Annotated in this window: 17 protein-coding genes; 12 read left to right on the top strand and 5 right to left on the bottom strand. The window is 63.0% G+C overall.

All coding sequences use genetic code 11. The annotated features are described in order from the left end of the window. The first annotated feature begins 34 nt into the window (after positions 1-34). Complete coding sequence (locus ACLEJU_RS18365) at positions 35-838, top strand: MOSC domain-containing protein (RefSeq protein WP_435425304.1); 804 nt, start codon at positions 35-37, stop codon at positions 836-838. Between the two features lie 121 nt (positions 839-959). Here the strand turns inward: ACLEJU_RS18365 and ACLEJU_RS18360 are convergent, their stop codons facing one another. Then, positions 960-2,888 (bottom strand): transglycosylase SLT domain-containing protein, encoded by a 1,929-nt coding sequence (locus ACLEJU_RS18360; RefSeq protein ID WP_435424059.1) that lies wholly within the window; start codon positions 2,886-2,888, stop codon positions 960-962. A 222-nt stretch (positions 2,889-3,110) separates the two neighbouring features. Here ACLEJU_RS18360 and ACLEJU_RS18355 point away from each other — a divergent pair, with 222 nt between their 5' ends. Further along, positions 3,111-5,039: an ATP-binding cassette domain-containing protein gene (locus ACLEJU_RS18355; protein ID WP_435424060.1), complete on the top strand. Its 1,929-nt coding sequence runs from the start codon at positions 3,111-3,113 to the stop codon at positions 5,037-5,039. Between the two features lie 116 nt (positions 5,040-5,155). Here ACLEJU_RS18355 and ACLEJU_RS18350 read toward each other — a convergent pair whose 3' ends face one another. Next, positions 5,156-5,596, bottom strand: a complete 441-nt coding sequence (locus tag ACLEJU_RS18350; RefSeq protein ID WP_110631251.1) for a universal stress protein — start codon at positions 5,594-5,596, stop codon at positions 5,156-5,158. A gap of 110 nt (positions 5,597-5,706) precedes the next feature. Between ACLEJU_RS18350 and ACLEJU_RS18345 the strand changes: the two genes are divergently transcribed. From ACLEJU_RS18345 to ACLEJU_RS18315, 7 genes are all read left to right on the top strand, one after another. After that, positions 5,707-6,144 (top strand): hypothetical protein, encoded by a 438-nt coding sequence (locus tag ACLEJU_RS18345; RefSeq protein ID WP_435424061.1) that lies wholly within the window; start codon positions 5,707-5,709, stop codon positions 6,142-6,144. Between the two features lie 470 nt (positions 6,145-6,614). Further along, on the top strand, positions 6,615-8,762 hold the full coding sequence (fadB, locus tag ACLEJU_RS18340) for a fatty acid oxidation complex subunit alpha FadB (protein ID WP_435424062.1): 2,148 nt from the start codon (positions 6,615-6,617) through the stop codon (positions 8,760-8,762). 31 nt (positions 8,763-8,793) lie between these two features. Then, positions 8,794-9,969, top strand: a complete 1,176-nt coding sequence (fadA, locus tag ACLEJU_RS18335) for an acetyl-CoA C-acyltransferase FadA (RefSeq protein ID WP_274084203.1) — start codon at positions 8,794-8,796, stop codon at positions 9,967-9,969. A 79-nt stretch (positions 9,970-10,048) separates the two neighbouring features. Further along, positions 10,049-10,300 (top strand): DUF1653 domain-containing protein, encoded by a 252-nt coding sequence (locus ACLEJU_RS18330; RefSeq protein WP_435424063.1) that lies wholly within the window; start codon positions 10,049-10,051, stop codon positions 10,298-10,300. A 100-nt stretch (positions 10,301-10,400) separates the two neighbouring features. Then, the gene (gene topA, locus ACLEJU_RS18325) at positions 10,401-13,013 is read left to right on the top strand and encodes a type I DNA topoisomerase (protein WP_435424064.1); all 2,613 of its coding nucleotides are present in this window, start codon (positions 10,401-10,403) and stop codon (positions 13,011-13,013) included. A gap of 186 nt (positions 13,014-13,199) precedes the next feature. Continuing rightward, on the top strand, positions 13,200-13,715 hold the full coding sequence (locus ACLEJU_RS18320) for a DUF6586 family protein (RefSeq protein ID WP_435424065.1): 516 nt from the start codon (positions 13,200-13,202) through the stop codon (positions 13,713-13,715). Between the two features lie 50 nt (positions 13,716-13,765). Then, positions 13,766-13,999, top strand: a complete 234-nt coding sequence (locus tag ACLEJU_RS18315; RefSeq protein ID WP_004376430.1) for a hypothetical protein — start codon at positions 13,766-13,768, stop codon at positions 13,997-13,999. A 39-nt stretch (positions 14,000-14,038) separates the two neighbouring features. On the opposite strand, the gene sulA is transcribed toward ACLEJU_RS18315, so the two are convergent. Both sulA and lexA read right to left on the bottom strand, forming a co-directional pair. Beyond that, a complete protein-coding gene (gene sulA, locus ACLEJU_RS18310; protein WP_085674816.1) occupies positions 14,039-14,515 on the bottom strand; it encodes an SOS-induced cell division inhibitor SulA in 477 nt (158 codons plus the stop codon). A 13-nt stretch (positions 14,516-14,528) separates the two neighbouring features. Beyond that, on the bottom strand, positions 14,529-15,137 hold the full coding sequence (gene lexA / locus ACLEJU_RS18305; RefSeq protein ID WP_103449820.1) for a transcriptional repressor LexA: 609 nt from the start codon (positions 15,135-15,137) through the stop codon (positions 14,529-14,531). Positions 15,138-15,349: 212 nt separating this feature from the next. Here lexA and ACLEJU_RS18300 point away from each other — a divergent pair, with 212 nt between their 5' ends. Genes ACLEJU_RS18300 through nagZ form a run of 3 tightly spaced genes read left to right on the top strand, consistent with a single transcriptional unit; the run spans position 15,350 to position 17,643 of the window. Then, positions 15,350-16,057, top strand: a complete 708-nt coding sequence (locus tag ACLEJU_RS18300; protein WP_103449821.1) for a TetR/AcrR family transcriptional regulator — start codon at positions 15,350-15,352, stop codon at positions 16,055-16,057. 40 nt (positions 16,058-16,097) lie between these two features. After that, positions 16,098-16,622: a L,D-transpeptidase family protein gene (locus ACLEJU_RS18295; protein ID WP_435424066.1), complete on the top strand. Its 525-nt coding sequence runs from the start codon at positions 16,098-16,100 to the stop codon at positions 16,620-16,622. Positions 16,623-16,644: 22 nt separating this feature from the next. Further along, positions 16,645-17,643, top strand: a complete 999-nt coding sequence (nagZ, locus tag ACLEJU_RS18290; protein ID WP_435424083.1) for a beta-N-acetylhexosaminidase — start codon at positions 16,645-16,647, stop codon at positions 17,641-17,643. A 109-nt stretch (positions 17,644-17,752) separates the two neighbouring features. Here nagZ and ACLEJU_RS18285 read toward each other — a convergent pair whose 3' ends face one another. Then, entirely contained in the window at positions 17,753-21,061 is a 3,309-nt protein-coding gene (locus ACLEJU_RS18285) for an SNF2-related protein (RefSeq protein ID WP_435424067.1), read from the bottom strand. Between the last annotated feature and the right edge of the window lies 1 nt (position 21,062).

Genomic DNA, 21,062 nt, shown 5'->3' with positions numbered 1-21,062 from the left:
AGCTTGGCTTTTGACAAGGCATGAGGCGGCAGGGATGTTTCTCAGTGAGTTGTATCGATACCCGGTGAAGTCGGGGCAGGCGCAATACCTGCAGGGTTCGCCGGTGGGCCTTCTGGGGTTGCAGGGCGATCGCCGCTGGATGGTGGTCGAGGAAGAGAATGGACGCTTCCTCACCCAGCGCGCCTGGCCACAACTGGGCCAGCTCAAGGCCAGCGCGGGTGAGGATGGCGAGTTGCTGCTGGAGCTGCCCGGGCAATCGCCAATGCGCGTTGCGGTGCCTGCTGCGGACGATGCGCTGCGCGGCGTTACCATCTGGCGCGATACCTTGCGCGTACCGGACGCGGGCGACGAGGTGGCTGCCTGGCTGTCGCAATGGCTCGGCAAGGCAGTGCGGCTGGTGCATTGCCCGGAGCAGCGGGCACGCTACCTGCCCAACGGTTATGGCCTGAACAGTGACCGTGCGGCTTTCCCTGATGGCTTTCCGTTATTGCTGATCGGCCAGGGCTCACTGGATGATCTGAGCCACAGGATTGGCCGGCCCATGGAAATGCTGCGCTTTCGGCCGAACCTGGTAGTGCAGGGGGCTGAGCCGTTTGCCGAGGATGGCTGGAAGCGGATTCGCATTGGTGCGCTGGAGTTTCGAGTGCTCAAGCCGAGTGTGCGGTGCATCTTCACCACGCTCGATCCGGCGACCGGGGAACGCAGTGTCGACCGCGAGCCGTTGACCACTCTGAAGGCATTTCGCGAGAAGGAAGGCGACATCCTGTTCGGGCAGAACCTTGCCGTAGATGGCAGTGGTTGGCTTGAAGTGGGGATGGAAGTCCAGGTGCTCGAATAACCTGTATCGGCCTCTTCGCGGCTGAAGCCGCTCCCACAGGTACTGCACTGACTCTGCAAGCTGTGGGATCCCTGTGGGAGCGGCTTTAGCCGCGAAGAGGCCGATACAGGCTTAGCTGGAACTACATGTCATCGAAATACCGCTCATGCCAGTCCACCAGCGGCTGCGGCACATTGAGCTTCTGCCCGTAGATCACCGAGTACGACAGCACGTTCTGCACGTACTGGCGTGTTTCGTCGAACGGGATAGATTCCACCCACACGTCGAAGCTCAAATGCTTGGCACCTTTCAGCCACTGGCGCACGCGTCCGGGGCCAGCGTTGTAGGCTGCTGACGCCAGCACCCGGTTGCCGTTGAACTGGCCGTGCACCTGGCTCAGGTAGGCCGCGCCGACCTGAATGTTCTTTTCCGGGTTAAACATCTGCTGCGGCGAGGCAAGCGGGATGCTGAACTTGCGTGCGGTTTCCCTGGCGGTGGCCGGCATCACCTGCATCAGGCCGCTGGCACCGACGGGTGAGCGGGCATCCTCCATGAAGGCGCTTTCCTGGCGGGTGATGGCAAACACCCAGCTCGAATGCAGGCCGCGCACCTTGGCTTCGCGTACCAGGGTGTCGCGGTAGGCCATCGGGAAACGGATATCCAGGTCATCCCAGTACTGCGCCTGGCTGATGGTGCGAATGGCCGGGAAGTACCAGCGCAGGTCATAGGCCAGGCGTGCCTGGGCGACCATCTCATCGCGGGTGAAGTGGCGGCTGACGTGGTACCACTCGCGGCGTCCTTCTACGACCTGGCCGCGGGCGTGGAACTCCAGGGCGCGCTGAATGCCAGGGGTGTTACGCACCTTGCTGACCAGTTGCGGGCTCAACAGCAATGGCTTGTTGTTCAGCTGGTAGGGCGTTTTTGCCCGGTCAGCTGCGAGGAAGCCGTAGAAGTCACGCTCGCGCGCCACGTTCTTGTATAGCAGCGGAATCTGCGGGTTGTTCGGCTGGGCCAGCTCCAGGCTGCGTGCCTGCCAGTACTTCCAGCGGTTGCTGCTGGCCAGGTCCTGTGGCAGGCGCCGGGTCAGCTCGTAGGCGTCTTCCCAGCGGCCCAGGCGCAGCAGCAGGCGCAGGCGCCATTCGCTGACCGTGTTGTCACGCAGTTCGGGGTCGTAACGGGTCATCAGGTCAAGGGCGCGCGGGTCGTAACGGCGTGCCAGGGTCAGGCCGATCTCGCGGGCGATGGCGACTTTTTCGTCGCGCGAGAAGTGCATGCGCTGGGCGTAGTCGTCGAGCATCTCCATGGCGCGGTCCGGGTCCTGCCGGGCCAGGCGGCGCAGGCCGAGGCTGACCACGTCGGACATGGCTTCGTTGGCCGGGGTGAAGCGCGAGGGCTGGTTGAGCAGCTCGGGCTTTTGCGCCACGTCGATCAGCAAGCGGCCCTGCGGTGCGAGGGTCGTCAGGCCCTGCACCATGTTGTTTGCCAGCGCATAGTTGCGCGCCTGGGCCGCCAGTTTGGCGCGGTTCCAGCGCTTGGCCTCGGTCAGCTGGCCTTCTGCTGCCCACATGCCGAACAGGGTGTCGCAGGCAGCCGGTTGTGACTTGCCGACGTTCCACAGTTTTTCGGCGCTGGCGAAACCTTCGGCGCGCTGGCCGTGATTCAGCTGGTACTGGCCATTGAGGCAGTCCAGTTCAGTGAAGTTGAGCTTGGGGTCGTAGTACTTGACGAAGGTGCTCCACTCGCCGCGTTCGGCCAGCCAACGCAGCCAACGCAATTTCATCCAGTTGGCCTGGGGCAGGTCGCCGTGCTTGGCCAGGAAACCTTCGATTTCTTCGTTGCTGGCGGTCTTCAGGCGCGCGGTCAGTTCGTCGTATGCCAGGTACGGCGTGAGCGGGTAATCGCGCAGTTGCTGGGCGTAGCGCAGGTAAGGGGCTTTGTCGCCCTTGGCCAGCGCACGCTTGGCCTCGTCGTAGTACTGGCGTTGCGTGGAAAGGTCGATGGCCTGCGCCGCGCTGGTGGTAGCGGCGGTGAGCAGCAGGCAGGAAGCAATCTGTAACAGGCGGCTGCGCATGATACGTCCGGGCAGTTGAACCATGGGGAAGTGACGGCGAAGCCAGCACTGTTGAAATCTGATTGCCTTAGCTTAGCCGTTTGCCGCCGGCGGGTGATAGCGCTGTGCTTGTAACCGGGCGTTAACACCGACCGGGTGTCGCCAAGCCCCTGTGCGGAGGTCAACTTAATGCCGGAAAGGGCCAAGTCAGGTAGAATGCGCGCCCGCTTTCTGGAGACGAACATGACCCTGCTCAAATTCAGCGATGTGTCCCTCGCATTCGGCGCGATGCCGCTGCTGGACAAAGTGTCCTGGCAGATCGCCCGTGGCGAGCGGGTGTGCATCATCGGCCGCAACGGCACCGGCAAGTCGAGCATGCTGCGCCTGGTCAAGGGCGAGCAGAAGGGCGACGACGGCGAGATCTGGCGCGCCCCTGGGCTGAAGATCGGTGAGCTGCCACAAGAGCTGCCGGTTGCCGACGAGCGCACGGTGTTCGACGTGGTAGCGGCAGGCCTGGATGGCGTCGGCGAGCTGCTGGCCGAGTTCCATCACCTGAGCCAGAACATCCAGGGCGATGACGACCTGGAAAAACTCATGCACGTCCAGCACGAACTGGAGGCCCGCGACGGCTGGCGCCTGCAGCAGGTGGTGGAAAGCACCCTGAGCCGTCTGCAGTTGCCCGCCGACAAGACTCTGGCCGAGCTCTCCGGTGGCTGGCGCCGCCGTGTGCTGCTGGCCCAGGCGCTGGTGTCCGAGCCTGACCTGCTGTTGCTCGACGAACCGACCAACCACCTGGACATCGGTGCCATTGCCTGGCTCGAAGAAGCCCTGCGCGGCTTCAACGGCGCCGTGCTGTTCATCACCCACGACCGTTCCTTCCTGCAGAACCTCGCGACGCGCATTCTTGAGCTGGACCGCGGCGGCCTGATCGACTGGAACGGCGACTACGCCAGCTTCCTGGTGCACAAGGAGGCCGCACTGGCCGCCGAAGAGACGGCCAATGCGCTGTTCGACAAGCGCCTGGCCCAGGAAGAGGTGTGGATCCGCCAGGGTATCAAGGCCCGCCGTACCCGTAACGAAGGCCGAGTGCGTGCGCTCAAGGCCTTGCGTGTGGAGCGCGGCGAGCGCCGCGAGCGCCAGGGCAAGGCGAACATCCAGATCGAGGCGGCGGACAAGTCCGGCAAGCAGGTCATGGTGCTGGAGAACGTCAGCTTTCATCACGCCGATGGCCCCCTGCTGGTCAAGGACTTCTCCATGGTCCTGCAGCGCCAGGACCGTATCGGCCTGCTGGGTGCCAACGGTACCGGCAAGACAACCCTGCTGAAGATGATGCTGGGTGATCTTGAGCCGACCGCAGGCAAGGTCGAGCGCGGCACCAAGCTGGAAGTGGCCTATTTCGACCAGATGCGCCATCAGCTCGACTTGGAAAAGACCGTCATCGACAACCTCGCCGAAGGCCGCGACTTCATCGAGATCGATGGCCAGAACCGCCATGTGCTGAGTTACCTGGGCGATTTCCTGTTCAGCCCGCAGCGTGCGCGCACGCCGGTCAAGGCTCTGTCCGGTGGCGAGCGTGCGCGCCTGTTGCTGGCGAAGCTGTTCAGCAAACCGGCCAACCTGCTGGTGCTCGACGAACCGACCAACGACCTGGATGTGGAAACCCTCGAGCTGCTCGAAGAGGTATTGTCCAACTACAAGGGCACCGTGCTGATGGTCAGTCACGACCGGGCCTTCCTCGACAACGTCGTCACCAGCACGCTGGTGTTCGAAGGTGAGGGCAAGGTGCGCGAGTATGTCGGTGGCTACGAAGACTGGATCCGCCAGGGTGGCTCGGCGAAGCTGCTCGGCGTGACCGAGAGCAAGGGTGGCAAGTCCGAGCTCAACAGTGCCGTGGTCGAGAAACCGGTGGAAGTAGCTGCCCCTGCGCCAAGCGCGCCGGTCGTGGACGCTTCGAAAAAGAAGCTCAGCTACAAGCTGCAGCGCGAGCTGGAAATGCTGCCGGGGCAGATCGACGAGGTCGAACAGCGCATGGCCGAGGCGCAGGAAGAAGTGAACGCTGCTGGCTTCTATCAGCGGCCGATTGCCGAGACTTCGGCGGTGCTGGCCAAGATCGAGAAGCTGCAGGGTGAGCTGGATGCGCTGGTAGAGCGGTGGGCTGAGCTGGAAGGCTAATCAGTCCGCACTGGCCTCTTCGCGGCGGTTCGACGCCTGGATAAACCCGCTCCCACGGGTATTTCAAAACCCTGTGGGGGCGGGCTTTGGCCGCGAAGAGGCCGGTGCAGGCTAAATCATTCTTTCTTCTGCAGTCGTACCGCCAGCACATCGCACGGCGCCCCGTGCAGCACGTCATTCGCGGTGGAGCCCAGCAGCAATGCCAGGCCATGGCGGCCATGGCTGCCGACCACGATCAGGTCGCATTTCTGATCCTTGGCCAACTGGTGGATTTCCTGGCGTGGCTGGCCGTAGGTCAGGTGCGAGTCGCCACGGTTGATGTCGGGGTACTTGTTGAACAGGCGGTCCATGCGCTCCTTGGCCTGGTCGAACTGCTGCTGTTGCAGTTGCGACAGGTCCATCGGCACGTCGCCGCCAAAGGCCATGGCCATCGGTTCGACGATATGCACCAGCGAGACCTTGGCGCCAGTGGGTTCGGCGAGCTTCATGGCGCGCTTGATCACCGGGTCGCATTCTTCGGTAAGGTCGACGGCGACCAGAAGATGTTCGTAGGACATGAGCTGTACTCCTGACAATCGCGATAGTAGAAGTATGGTCGCTTTCCGGCAGGTCATCCGTGAATACTGAGTAACCCGCTCATTTGCAACGCTTTATGGAATCTACAGATATGACGGTATGGCTAGTGGTGTCAATCCTTGCGCTGATTCTCAGTCCGCTTTCCTGGCTGCGCCTGTCGCGCAAACAGGGGCAGCAGATGAGCCTGCGCCTGGAGGCGCGGCGCATGGGCCTGGCCATGCAGCTGGCACCGCAGCAGTGGCCGCACTGGCTGGAAAACGAGCCGCCGAGCCCGTGCCCGCAGTATCACCGCGGGCGCCGTCGGGGGCATGAAGACAGCTGGTGCTACTGGCAGGTCAGCCCTGGCGTCTGGTGGAACCAGTGGAAAGAAGTGTGCGAGGAGCCACGCCTGAACGAGGTGTTCGCGCGCCTGCCGGAGACTGTCTACAAGGTCGAGGCCGACAAGCGCATGATCGCCCTGTACTGGAGCGAGCGCGGTGATGAATCTGTATTGCAGGATATTGCCCACGCCTTCGATGCCCTCGCTTGATGGCATAACGACAAAGCGGCAACCCGGTAGCTACCAGGTTGCCGCTTTGTCGTTTCTGCAGTGCAGAAAAGGCCAGGCAGGCCGGGAAATTGTTGAAACCACTCGCAGTGTAGCTATTGCCTGGCCGGTTGCCTGAAAAAATTGCAGCCTCGGCCGTTTCGTTGTGGTCAATCGCTGACATGAATGATCGGCAATCACTGTCACCATGTTTTGCACTACGGCGATACAAAATGACCGGAAAGTCGCGTTTTCACCCCGTTCGGGAGCATTTGACAACGCCGATCTTTTCGGAGAATGTGTGCATACCCAAATCAAACGGGCGTATGAATTGAGCGTTTGTATGTCATACCGCTCATACAGAATCCCGACTAGCGCGCTGACGGGTGTGCCTGGGGCAAGGGCGGCAAGACCTACTCTTCCACCAGCGATCGGCGTGTACAGTTCAGCTTCCATATCGTGGAGATCAGTTGATGATTTACGAAGGTAAAGCCATCACGGTTAAGGCTCTTGAAAGCGGCATCGTCGAACTGAAGTTCGACCTCAAGGGTGAGTCCGTCAACAAGTTCAATCGCCTGACCCTGGACGAGCTGCGCCAGGCCGTCGACGCCATCAAGGCCGACGCCTCGGTGAAAGGCGTGATCGTCAGCAGTGGCAAGGACGTGTTCATCGTCGGCGCCGACATCACCGAGTTCGTCGAAAACTTCAAGCTGCCCGAGGCCGAACTGGTTGCCGGCAACCTGGAAGCCAACCGCATCTTCAATGCCTTCGAAGACCTCGAAGTGCCGACCGTGGCGGCCATCAACGGCATCGCCCTGGGCGGCGGCCTGGAAATGTGCCTGGCGGCCGACTACCGGGTCATGTCCACCAGCGCCAAGATCGGCCTGCCGGAAGTCAAGCTAGGCATCTACCCAGGCTTCGGCGGCACCGTGCGCCTGCCGCGCCTGATCGGCTCGGACAACGCCATCGAGTGGATCGCAGCCGGCAAGGAAAACCGTGCCGAAGACGCCCTGAAAGTCGGCGCCGTCGACGCCGTGGTCGCCCCTGAGCTGCTGCAGGCCGGTGCCCTGGACCTGATCAAGCGCGCCATCAGCGGCGAGCTGGACTACAAGGCCAAGCGCCAGCCCAAGCTGGAAAAGCTCAAGCTCAACGCCATCGAGCAGATGATGGCCTTCGAGACCGCCAAGGGCTTCGTCGCTGGCCAGGCCGGCCCGAACTACCCGGCGCCGGTCGAAGCGATCAAGACCATCCAGAAGGCTGCCAATTTCGGCCGCGACAAGGCCTTGGAAGTCGAGGCCGCTGGCTTCGCCAAGCTGGCCAGGACCTCGGTTGCCGAAAGCCTGATCGGCCTGTTCCTGAATGACCAGGAACTCAAGCGCAAGGCCAAGGCCCATGACGAAATTGCCCACGACGTGAAGCAGGCCGCCGTACTTGGCGCCGGCATCATGGGTGGCGGAATCGCCTACCAGTCGGCGGTCAAGGGCACCCCGATCCTGATGAAGGACATCCGCGAGGAAGCCATCCAGCTGGGCCTGAACGAGGCCTCCAAGCTGCTCGGCAACCGCGTCGAGAAAGGCCGCCTGACCCCGGCAAAAATGGCCGAGGCGCTTAACGCCATTCGCCCGACTCTGTCGTACGGCGACTTCGCCAACGTCGACATCGTCGTCGAAGCCGTGGTCGAGAACCCGAAGGTCAAGCAAGCCGTGCTGGCCGAAGTGGAAGGCCAGGTGAAGGAAGATGCGATTCTCGCCTCCAACACCTCGACCATTTCCATCAACCTGCTGGCCAAGGCGCTCAAGCGCCCGGAAAACTTCGTCGGCATGCACTTCTTCAACCCGGTGCACATGATGCCGCTTGTGGAAGTGATCCGTGGCGAGAAGTCCAGTGAAGTCGCCGTCGCCACCACCGTGGCCTACGCCAAGAAGATGGGCAAGAACCCGATCGTGGTCAACGACTGCCCGGGCTTCCTGGTCAACCGTGTGCTGTTCCCGTACTTCGGCGGTTTCGCCAAGCTGGTCAGCGCTGGCGTGGACTTCGTGCGCATCGACAAGGTCATGGAGAAGTTCGGCTGGCCGATGGGCCCGGCCTACCTGATGGACGTGGTCGGCATCGACACCGGCCACCACGGCCGCGATGTGATGGCTGAAGGCTTCCCGGACCGCATGAAGGACGAGCGCCGCTCGGCCGTTGACGCCCTGTACGAGGCCAACCGCCTGGGCCAGAAGAACGGCAAGGGCTTCTACGCCTACGAGACCGACAAGCGCGGCAAGCCGAAGAAAGTATTCGATGCCACCGTACTGGACGTGCTCAAGCCGATCGTCTTCGAGCAGCGTGAAGTGACCGACGAAGACATCATCAACTGGATGATGGTGCCGCTGTGCCTGGAGACCGTGCGTTGCCTGGAAGACGGCATCGTAGAAACCGCCGCCGAAGCCGACATGGGCCTGGTCTATGGCATTGGTTTCCCTCCATTCCGTGGTGGTGCGCTGCGTTACATCGACTCGATCGGTGTGGCCGAATTCGTTGCCCTGGCCGACCACTACGCCGACCTGGGGCCGCTGTACCACCCGACCGCGAAGCTGCGTGAAATGGCCAAGAACGGCCAGCGCTTCTTCAACTGAGTGGTCAACGAGCTAGAGCGAGAGATTTGATATGAGCCTGAATCCAAGAGACGTGGTGATTGTCGACTTCGGTCGCACCCCCATGGGCCGCTCCAAGGGTGGCATGCACCGCAACACCCGCGCCGAAGACATGTCCGCGCACCTGATCAGCAAGCTGCTGGAGCGCAACGGCAAGGTCGACCCGAAAGAAGTCGAAGACGTGATCTGGGGCTGCGTCAACCAGACCCTGGAGCAGGGCTGGAACATCGCCCGCATGGCGTCGCTGATGACCCAGATCCCGCACACTTCGGCCGCTCAGACCGTCAGCCGCCTGTGTGGCTCGTCGATGAGCGCTCTGCACACCGCGGCCCAGGCGATCATGACCGGCAACGGCGATGTATTCGTGGTCGGTGGCGTCGAGCACATGGGGCACGTCAGCATGATGCATGGCGTCGACCCCAACCCGCACATGTCGCTGCACGCGGCAAAGGCGTCCGGGATGATGGGCCTGACCGCCGAGATGCTGGGCAAAATGCATGGCATCAGCCGTGAGCAGCAGGACCTGTTCGGCCTGCGTTCGCACCAGCTCGCCCACAAGGCGACGGTCGAAGGCAAGTTCAAGGACGAGATCATTCCGATGCAGGGCTATGACGAGAACGGTTTCCTGAAGGTCTTTGACTTCGACGAGACCATTCGCCCGGAAACCACCCTTGAGGGCCTGGCGTCGCTGAAACCGGCGTTCAACCCCAAAGGCGGCACCGTGACTGCCGGTACTTCGTCGCAGATCACCGACGGCGCTTCGTGCATGATCGTCATGTCCGGCCAGCGCGCCATGGACCTGGGCATCCAGCCTCTGGCGGTGATCCGCTCGATGGCGGTGGCCGGTGTCGACCCGGCGATCATGGGCTACGGCCCGGTGCCATCGACCCAGAAAGCCCTCAAGCGCGCCGGCCTGACCATGGCCGATATCGACTTCATCGAGCTCAACGAAGCCTTCGCCGCACAGGCCCTGCCAGTCCTAAAAGACTTGAAAGTGCTCGACAAGATGGATGAGAAGGTTAACCTGCACGGCGGCGCCATCGCTTTGGGCCACCCGTTCGGTTGCTCCGGTGCCCGTATTTCCGGCACCCTGCTCAACGTCATGAAGCAGAACGGCGGCACCCTGGGGGTGGCGACCATGTGCGTCGGCCTCGGTCAAGGTATCACCACTGTCTTCGAACGCGTCTGATCGCGTAGCGGGACAGCAGCCGGGGCCTTGTGCCCCGGTTTTTGTTTTTTACAGAATTTGTTTCAAGAGGAAGGGCGACATGCAGATACAACCAGGCATATACCGCCATTACAAAGGGCCTGAGTACCGTGTCTTCAGCGTTGCGCGGCACTCCGAGAACGAAGAGTGGATGGTCTTCTACCAATGCCTGTATGGTGATTACAGCTTCTGGGTGAGGCCGCTTGCGATGTTCCAGGAGTCCGTCGAGGTTGACGGCGAGCAGGTGCCGCGCTTTGCTTTGGTCAAGGCCGAAGAAGGGCTGCCCGAGCTGTCTGGCAAGTCGCAAGCGTGATCGACCACGCTTGACCTCTCCCTTTTGCCACTATATATAGCGGTGCCGCGTCTGGCACCTGACGCGTTTTTCATCTTCAGATTCAGGAATACTCCGATCCATGGGCAAATCGCTGGTCATTGTGGAATCCCCGGCCAAGGCCAAGACCATCAACAAGTACCTGGGCAACCAGTACGTGGTGAAGTCGAGTATCGGCCATATCCGAGACCTCCCCACCAGCGGTTCGGCCAGCGCAAGCAAAGAGCCGGCCGCCAAGCGTGGCAAGGCTGCTGCGGGTGAGGCTCCGGCGCTGTCGCCGAAAGAGAAGGCCCGTCGCCAGCTGGTGGCGCGCATGGGTGTCGACCCCGAGCACGGCTGGAAGGCCAAGTACGAGATCCTTCCCGGCAAGGAAAAGGTGATCGAAGAGCTGCGCCGCCTGGCCAAGGATGCCGACACCATCTATCTCGCAACCGACTTGGACCGCGAAGGGGAAGCCATTGCCTGGCACCTGCGCGAAGCCATCGGGGGTGATGACACCCGCTACAAGCGCGTGGTGTTCAACGAAATTACCAAGAAGGCGATCCAGGAAGCGTTCTCGCAGCCGGGCGAGCTGGACATCGACCGGGTCAATGCCCAGCAGGCGCGGCGCTTCCTCGACCGCGTGGTGGGCTACATGGTCTCGCCACTTCTGTGGGCCAAGATCGCCCGTGGCCTGTCTGCCGGTCGCGTGCAGTCGGTAGCGGTGAAGCTGGTGGTCGAGCGTGAGCGCGAGATCCGTGCCTTCGTCCCGGAAGAGTACTGGGAAGTGCACGCCGACCTCGGCACCGCCAAAAACGCCAAGGTGCGCTTTGAAGTGGCGCGCGAGAAGGGCGAAGCTTTCAAGCCGCTGAACGAAGCCCAGGCCATGGCTGCGCTGGAGAAGCTCAAGGCTTCCAGCTACAGCGTGATCAAGCGCGAAGACCGCCCGACCAGCAGCAAGCCGTCGGCCCCGTTCATCACCTCCACCCTGCAGCAGGCCGCGAGCAACCGCCTGGGCTTCGGGGTGAAGAAGACCATGATGATGGCCCAGCGTCTGTACGAAGCGGGTTACATCACCTACATGCGTACCGACTCGACCAACCTGTCGGCCGACGCCCTGGACATGGCACGCAGCTACATCGAGCGCGAGTTCGGCAAGCAGTACCTGCCGGAAGCCCCGCTGGTGTATGGCAGCAAGGAAGGCGCCCAGGAAGCGCACGAGGCGATTCGCCCTTCCGACGTCAACACCCATCCGACCAAGCTCAGCGGCATGGAGCGGGACGCGGAGCGCCTGTATGAGCTGATCTGGCGCCAGTTCCTGGCCTGCCAGATGCCACCGGCGCAGTACCTGTCCACCAGCGTCACCGTGGCCGCTGGCGACTTCGAGCTGCGTGCCAAGGGCCGCATCCTCAAGTTCGACGGTTACACCCGCGTGTTGCCACAACAGAGCAAGCCGGGCGAAGACGACGTGCTGCCGGAAATGGCCCAGGGCGAAGCGCTCAAGCTGATTCAGCTCGACCCGAGCCAGCACTTCACCAAGCCGCCGGCGCGCTTCACAGAAGCCAGCCTGGTCAAGGAAATGGAAAAGCGCGGCATTGGCCGCCCGTCGACCTACGCGGCGATCATTTCCACCATCCAGGACCGCGGCTACGTGACCTTGCACAACCGCCGCTTCTACTCCGAGAAGATGGGCGACATCGTCACCGAGCGCCTGTCGGAAAGCTTCTCCAACCTGATGGACTACGGCTTCACTGCCGGCATGGAAGAGAACCTCGACGATGTCGCCCAGGGCGAACGTGACTGGAAGAACGTGCTCGACGAGTTCTACGGCGACTTCAGCAAGAAACTGCTGACCGCCGAGTCTGCTGAAAGCGGCATGCGTGCCAATCAGCCGACCATGACCAACATTCCGTGCAAGGAATGTGGCCGGCCGATGATGATCCGTACCGCCTCCACCGGTGTGTTCCTCGGTTGCTCGGGTTACAGCCTGCCGCCAAAAGAGCGCTGCAAGGCGACCGTGAACCTGGTGCCGGGCGACGAGATTGCCGCGGACGACGAGGGTGAATCGGAATCGCGCGTGCTGCTCGGCAAGCACCGCTGCCCGATCTGTGCCACGGCGATGGATGCCTACCTGCTGGACGAAAAGCACAAGCTGCACATCTGCGGTAACAACCCGGATTGCGCAGGCTACGAGATCGAAGAGGGCAGCTATCGCATCAAGGGCTACGAAGGGCCGAGCCTGGAGTGCGACAAGTGCGGTAGCGAGATGCAGCTCAAGACGGGCCGTTTCGGTAAGTTCTTTGGTTGCACCAACCCGACGTGCAAGAACACCCGCAAACTGCTCAAGAGCGGTGAGGCAGCGCCACCGAAGATGGACAAGGTGGAAATGCCGGAGCTCAAGTGCGAAAAGGTCGACGACACCTACGTGCTGCGTGACGGCGCCTCGGGACTGTTCCTGGCTGCCAGCCAGTTCCCGAAAAACCGCGAGACCCGTGCACCGCTGGTGCTGGAGATCGTGCCGCACAAGCACGAGATCGATCCGAAGTACCACTTCCTGTGCGATGCGCCGCAGAAGGACCCGGAAGGTCGCCCGGCGGTGATTCGTTACAGCCGTAAGACCAAGGAGCAGTACGTGCAGTCCGAGGTCGACGGCAAGCCGACTGGCTGGAAGGCGTTCTACGACGGTGGTGCATGGAAGGTTGAAGACAAGCGCTGATCCTTCAGTGCTGTAATTGGGGCCGCTTCGCGCCCCTTCGCGGGTGAACCAGCTCCCACAGGTACTGCATCGCCCTCAAGGCTGTTGCGATCCTGTGGCAGCGAGCTTGCCCGCGAAGGGCCGCAAAGCGGCCCCAATCATTTATGATGCAGCTATCCGCCTTGCAGCCTTACGGAGAGCACTGAAATGGCCCAGGAACTCTACACCCGCACCAACCAGAAACTGTTCTTCGCAGGCCTCGCCCTGGAGTCGATGGCCAAGGCCGAACAGAGCCAGGCCATGAACGCCCAAGGGCTGGTCCAGGCCGAGCGCGAGTCGGCGCTGTTTCACCTGTACGGCGCGCTGTTGGGGCTGTGTCATGAAATCGGTGGTTTCTACCGCCTGCCCGTGGTGGCTTCAGTCGAGCAGGCGCTGGCCGAAGATGCGCTGAACAACATCGCCATTCCTGAGGTTGCGGAGATGCTAGAACTGGTTCGCCAGCGCGAAACCTGGTTGGCGCAATTGCTCAGCATTTATGCCGATTTGTTCCGACCACCGGTCGCGAAAAAAATACCCAAAACCGACGTTACCCAGCCGCTGATTCAGGCCGTCAATCTCGATGAGCCCGAGCATCCTGCGCTTTCTCGGGAAGAGCTGGAAAGCTGGCGTAATAATCTCAAAGGCTTGGTGAGACGTTTCCGCGACGCGTTGAGTGAGTGCTGATAGCTGCAACGGCTGGTACACTATCGGCCTTTCGTGGAGAACAGCCCTATATGTCTACGTCGTTTCTGGAAATTGTCGAGTTGCCTGATGGCCGTATCGAGCTGCGTCGCGCCGAGGATGAAGGCTCCCTGGTAACCCTGGATTTCTCGGAAGACGCCAAGGCGTTCCTGCAAGGCCAGCATGTCGAAGTTGCCAAGGCCATGCTGAGCGTTGGCGTGCAGATGGCAGGTCGCCTGATGGATGGTGAGCTGGAGCGCGACGAAGGGCCGCGCGTGCTGCACTAAAGCGTCCGGTTGTACTGCTTCACAGGCAAAGCCTGAACATCAGCCGAGGCGGATGTTCAGGCTTTGTGCGTTTCCGGCACTGGCTGCGCGTAGCAGCTGTTGGCGAGCGGTAGCGTTGACGCTGCCAAGCCAGCTGACAACTGTGTGGCTGCGGCCCAGGCGCAGCGCTTCGCAGGCCAGTTGCAGCGCGCTCTGATTGCCGCGGGGATGCAGAAGCAGGATCCGTTCGCGGTTAAGGCCGGCATCACGCAGCCAGGCCTGGGTCAGGCTGGCCGGTGGGGCGATCAGCGTCAGCCAGCGGGCTTCTTCTTCTTCGCTCAGCTCGCGCAACACCGGTGCCAACAGGCTCTGGCAGTGTTCGGGGGCGCCACGCAGGGACAGCTCGCTGAACAGCTCCGGATGGCTGCTTTTGCGTGCCTGCTCGCTGGCCTTCAGGCCTGGCAGTACCGGCTGGGCGAGGAACGCTTCGAACAGTGGAAGCTGGACCTGCTGATGTGCTTGGATGGACTGCTGCATGACGCCTCCTGGATCAGCGGCGAATGACGCCGACACTTAAACCCTCGATCACCAGTTCCTGTTCTTTCAGGTCGACTTCGATGGGGGCGAACTCGGGGTTTTCGGCGATCAGCCAGACCTTGCTGCCTTCGCGCTTGAAGCGCTTGACGGTCACTTCATCGCCGATGCGAGCGACGACGATCTGGCCATTACGGGCTTCGCGGCAGGTATGCACGGCCAGCAGGTCGCCGTCGAAGATGCCGACATCCTTCATGCTCATGCCGTGCACGCGCAACAAATAGTCGGCGGGGGGGTGGAAGAAGGTCGGGTTGATGTTGCAGGATTGCTCGATGTGCTGCTCGGCGAGAATAGGGGCGCCAGCCGCAACGCGACCGATGATCGGCAAGCCGTTTTCTTCGGCCTTGGCCTCGAAGCCCGGGATGCGGATGCCGCGGGAGGCACCCGGAGTCATCTCGATGGCGCCTTTGCGGGCGAGGGCCTTGAGGTGTTCCTCGGCGGCGTTCGGCGATTTGAAGCCCAGCTCCTGAGCGATTTCCGCACGCGTCGGTGGGAAGCCGTTGTCTTCGAGGCAGCGTTTGATGAAGGCCAGGATCTCGGCTTGGCGTGGCGTCAGTTTCAACATGGCAGGCGCTCTGTCTTTTTATACAGTGACTGGGATTATATCCAGTACTGGATGAGCTGCAAGCACTAAGCAGCGGGAAATACGCAAGATGACGCTTGCAGCCTGCAGTGTGGCGCTTTTAAATGGCGACCGCCCAGTCACCGAGCCTTGACATCAGCAGGCCTGAAACGTATGTTTCAAACACCTGTTTGTCTCTGTCTGGCGGAGTAGTGATGGCCCAATCTGAAACCGTTGAACGCATCCTCGATGCTGCCGAGCAGCTGTTCGCGGAACGAGGCTTCGCGGAAACCTCATTGCGGCTGATCACCAGCAAGGCCGGAGTCAACCTCGCAGCGGTCAACTACCACTTCGGCTCGAAGAAGGCGCTGATCCAGGCGGTGTTCTCGCGCTTCCTCGGGCCCTTCTGCGCCAGCCTCGAACGCGAGCTGGAGCGGCGTCAGGCCAAGCCCGAGCAAAAGCCCAGCCTCGAAGAGCTGCTGGAAATGCTGGTGGAGCAGGCGCTGGTCGTGCAGCCGCGCAGCAACAACGACCTGTCGATCTTCATGCGCCTGCTGGGCCTGGCCTTCAGTCAGAGCCAGGGCCACCTGCGTCGCTATCTTGAGGACATGTACGGCAAGGTGTTCCGCCGCTACATGCTGCTCGTGAACGAAGCCGCACCGCGCATTCCGCCGCTGGAACTGTTCTGGCGCGTGCATTTCATGCTCGGCGCCGCGGCGTTCAGCATGTCCGGGATCAAGGCGTTGCGCGCCATTGCCGAGACCGATTTCGGCATCAACACGTCGATCGAGCAGGTCATGCGCCTGATGGTACCGTTCCTGGCCGCCGGCATGCGTGCCGACACCGGTGTCACCGACAACGCCATGGCCAGCGCCCAACTGCGCCCGCGCAGCAAGACTGGCAGCAGCACCGCCAAGGCCTGAAGGCTGGGCGGGGCAGGGCGCTTCGGCTAAGCTAGCGCCCATGCCTGACCTCGATTTCCTGCACATCTCCCTCGTCGACCAACGCCTCTATGGCTTTGCCCAGGGCCAGCTGCGCGTGCGCCTTGCGGTGTCCACTGCGCGCAATGGCGCGGGTGAACGCATCGGTTCGGGTTGCACGCCGCGCGGGCTGCACCAGGTGCGTGCACGGATCGGCGCGGGCTTGCCAGTCAATGCCGTGCTGCAAGGCCGGCGCTGGACCGGCGAGGTCTGGTCGCCGACGCTGCACGCGCAGCATCCCGGGCGTGACTGGATCCTGACCCGCATCCTCTGGCTCAGTGGCTGCGAGCCTGGCATCAACCGCCTGGGCAGTGTCGACACCTTTCGCCGCTACATTTATCTGCACGGCACGCCAGACACGGAACCCTTGGGCGTGCCGCTGTCCCATGGCTGCATACGTTTGCGCAACACCGATCTGCTTGGCCTGTTCGAGCGCGTTCCGGCACATTGCCTGGTGCGTATCGACGAGGCCGCCTGCCCCCAGTGGGCTTCACTGAATCTGCAATGAAGGATTGCCTATGACCGCCAGCCTGCAAGGCTCCCTGATGGTGGATATCGCCGGTAAATGGCTGACTGCCGAAGATCGCCAGCTCCTGCGCCAGCCGGAAGTGGCCGGCCTGATCATCTTTGCCCGCAACATCGACAGCCCGCGCCAGGTGCGCGAGCTGTGCGCTTCGATCCGTGCCATCCGCCCTGACCTGATCCTGGCGGTCGACCAGGAAGGCGGGCGGGTACAGCGCCTGCGCCAGGGCTTCGTGCGCCTGCCGGCGATGCGGGCCATCGCCGACAACGTCAATGCCGAGTACCTGGCCGAGCAGTGCGGCTGGCTGATGGCGACCGAAGTGCTGGCAGTCGGCCTCGACCTCAGCTTCGCCCCGGTGCTCGACCTCGACCACCAGCGCAGCGCGGTGGTTGGCAGCCGTGCCTTCGAAGGTAACCCCGAGCGTGCCACGCAGCTGGCCGGCGCGTTCATTCGCGGCATGAATGCGGCAGGCATGGCGGCCTGTGGCAAGCACTTCCCGGGGCATGGCTGGGCCGAGGCGGATTCGCACGTGGCGATTCCTACCGACGAGCGAAGCCTCGACCAGCTGCGCCAGGCGGACCTGGTGCCGTTCTCCCGCCTCAGCGGGCAACTGGCGGCGGTGATGCCGGCCCATGTGATCTACCCACAGGTCGACAATCAGCCGGCCGGGTTCTCGCGGCGCTGGCTGCAGGACATCCTGCGCGGCGAGCTGGGCTTTGACGGGGTAATCTTCAGTGACGACCTGTCCATGGCCGGTGCGCATGTGGTCGGTGATGCCGCCAATCGCATCGAGGCGGCGCTGAGCGCCGGTTGCGACATGGGCCTGGTGTGCAACGATCGGGCGGCGGCGGAGCTGGCATTGAGTGCAGCGCAGCGCTTGAAGGTCACGCCGTCGCCGCGCATTGCGCAGATGCGTGGGCGTGGCTTTGCGCGTACCGATTATCGCCAGCAGCCGCGTTGGCTGGAGGCCCTGGGGGCCTTGAAGGACGCACAACTGGTCGATTGAGCTTGCAGGCCTCTTCGCGGGCACGCCCGCTCCCACAGGATTTCACCCACCTCAAGAACGGTGCACTCCCTGTAGGAGCGGGCTTGTCCCGCGAAGAGGCCGGTACAGGCTAGCGCCCACGCTTGCCTGGCAGCGGCGCAAACAGCGCCTCGATCTCGTCATCCCCCAGCCGCCACTGCCCCGCCTGCGCACCATCGAGCAGGCTCGCCGCCAGCGCTGCCTTCTCCTGCTGCAGCGCCTGGATCTTCTCTTCCACTGTTCCCCGGGTTATCAGCTTGAACACGAACACTGGCTTGTCCTGGCCAATCCGGTAGGCGCGGTCGGTCGCCTGGTTCTCGCTGGCCGGGTTCCACCACGGGTCGAAGTGGATCACGGTGTCCGCAGCGGTGAGGTTCAGCCCAACCCCGCCGGCCTTGAGACTGATCAGGAACACTTCGCTGGCCCCTTGCTGGAACTGTTGCACGGGCGTGCGCCGGTCGCGGGTGTCGCCGGTGAGCAGGCTGTAGCGGATCTTGCGCTTTTCCAGTTCCTGCTCGATCAGCGCCAGCATCGAAGTGAACTGCGAGAACAGCAACACCCGGCGCCCCTCGCTGAGCAGCTCTTCGAGCATCTCCAGCAGCGCGCCGAGCTTGCCCTTGTCGGCCTGGTTGCCTTTGGTCTCGACCCCTTTGACCAAGCGCAGGTCGCAGCACACCTGGCGCAGCTTGAGCAGGGCGTCGAGGATCACGATCTGGCTGCGTGACGCGCCGTTGCGGGCGATTTCATCGCGCACTTTCTTGTCCATGGCCACGCGCACCGCTTCGTAGGTGTCGCGCTGAGCATCGCTGAGTTCGACCCAGTGCACCATCTCGGTCTTGGCAGGGAGCTCGGTGGCCACCTGCTCCTTGGTGCGGCGCAGCAGGAACGGGCGCACCCGGCTGACCAGGTGGGCCAGGCGTTCGGCGTCGCCATGGCGTTCGATCGGGGTGCGGTAGTCCTGGTTAAAGCGTTTCACGTCACCCAGCCAGCCGGGCATGAGGAAGTGGAAGATCGACCACAGCTCGCCCAGGTTGTTTTCCATTGGCGTACCGGTCAGGCACAGGCGCTGGTTGGCCTGCAGCTCGCATACGGCGAGGGCGGCCTTGCTGGTGCTGCTCTTGATGTTCTGCGCCTCGTCCAGCACCAACACATGCCAGGCTTGCGCGCGCAGATGTTCCAGGTCGCGTGGTACCAGGGCATAGGTGCTGAGCACCAGGTCGTATTCGTGCAGCCTGGCGAAGTGCTTGCTGCGACCCGGGCCGTGCAGGGCCAGAACGCGCAGGCCTGGGGCGAAGCGTTGGGCTTCGTCGAGCCAGTTGGGCACCAGGCTGGTGGGCATCACTGCCAGTGCCGGAGCGGTCAGGCGCCCGGCCTGTTTTTCCAGCAGCAGGTGGGCCAGGGCCTGCAGGGTCTTGCCCAGGCCCATGTCGTCGCCGAGGATGCCGCCGGTGCCCATTTCACGCAGAGCCTGCAGCCAGTTCAGGCCCTGCTGCTGGTAGGGCCGCAAGGTGGCATCGAGCCCGCTCGGTACTTCGACCTGCAGGTCACGGGCATCGCGCAGTCGCCGGCCGAGGTCGCGCACATGGGCGCCGCCTTCCCAGTGCAGCGGCAGGTGCTCGATGTCGTTCAGGCGTGCAGCGTCGGCGCGGTCCATGCGCAGGGTCGGGCCGACCGCATCCTCGTGCAGGTACAGCTCACCGAGGGTGCCCATCACCGCCTTGATGCGTCCGTAGGGCAGGGCGACGCGCAGCGCCGGGCTGTCCAGGCGGCCGCGGTTGAGGTCGATCAGCAGGTGCTCGTCGTCGCTGCGCCGCGCCAGCTCGCTGGGGCGCAGCAGCTCAGGATTGTTGCGCAGCAGTTGCAGCACGATCGGCAGCAGGCTGTGGCGCTGGCCTTCGACCACGATGCCCAGCTCCAGGTCGAACCATTCATGCCCTGGTGCTTCGTCGATGCTGGCGTACCAGTCGTCGACCTCCTGCAGGTTGAAGGCGAAGTCGCGGTGGATGTCGATGTCCCAGCCGGCGTCACGCAAGCGTGGCAGGCCGTCACGGGCGAAGCGCAGCCAGGCCTCGTCGTCGGGGAGCTGGAGCATCTCGCCAGCACTGTCGGGCAGAGCCTTGCTCTGCCGGGTGGCGGGCTTGAAACCGAGGTCGCGCAGCACCTTGCGCAGCGCCTGCTCGGCCTGGGGCTGGCGGCGGATGCGCTGGCTGGTGGCATCGATCAGGCGGGTCAGCGGCTTGTCATCGTTGCCACTGGCACGCAGGCCGTCGTATTCGAATGCCAGCGCGGCGCGGTGCTGCATCTGCCGTTGCATGCGGCCGGTCTTGGGCATATAGGCACTGAATTCGAGGCTGCCGAGGGTCAGGTGCGGCCTGGGCTGCAGGTCGTCGATGAGCTGTTCTTTCAGCGTTGTCGGCGTAGGGAGTTGGTGGTTCAAGGCGTTGAGCTTGTGGCTGAGAGGCACGACGAGGTGTTCCGGGACATCAGGGGCGATAGTCAGTTGCAGGGCAATGTGGGGATCGAGGCTGTGCTCGATCTTGCCCACTTCACTGCTCGAAAAATCGAAATAATAAAGTGGCAGTAGCGCAATCACGCAGTTCAGCGGTGTCTCGCCGTGATACCAGATGCCGCGATAGTGGCCGTTATCCAGTCGCACCCAGCGGAATTCGGCCGCAAGCGCGGGGCCCTCGCGCAGCAGCGGTTTGTTCTCGTCACAGAGCATGCGTCCAGTATCCAGTGCGCGCTGGAACAGCTCGCCGCCTTCCTGGCCTTTGAGCTGGTAGCCGCGGTCCTGGCTGCCCGTCTGATTCAGTGCCGAAAGCAGGCGCAGGATGCGGATGTCTTCTTCCTTGACGAAGCGCGGGGGCTCGTAAAGGAATTCGTACAGGGACTGCACCCGGCTATAGCGCAGGCCCTGCTCTTCGCGCATGCCTTTACGTACCCGCAGTGCGCAGCCGGGTTCTTCGGTCAGCCTGAGCTGGTAGCAGACCATGCGCCCGCGTTTGTCCTGGGCTTCGACGGGCCCCTGCACGGGTTGCTCGAGGCCTTTCAGCCAGCGCTGCAGGTTGGCTGGCAGGGCATCGCCGCCATTTTTCGCCGCTGCCTGTGGCTCGCTCAAGACGAACAATGCGGCGGCGCAATGCTTGCAGTTCTGCCCCACCGGGCAGCTGCACTGGCCGCGTACGTGGCAGCGGCCAGCCAGGGCGGTCAGGGTGATCTTCTGCCGATAGGGGCTGCCTTCGCTGCCACGACAGGTGGCTTCGATGAGCGGGCCGCTGCAGTGTTCGATTTCTACCCGGTCTTCCTTGGCGTAACGCTCGCCGCGCTGCAGAACCGGGTCGGTGAACGACTGGGTCCAATTCGGGTACTCGCGCAGCAGCTGGAGAGCGTCGCGGCTCATT

This window comes from Pseudomonas sp. SMN11 (assembly GCF_052041945.1).
Classification (GTDB): Bacteria; Pseudomonadota; Gammaproteobacteria; order Pseudomonadales; family Pseudomonadaceae; genus Aquipseudomonas.
This window is presented reverse-complemented; position numbering and strand designations above follow the sequence as displayed.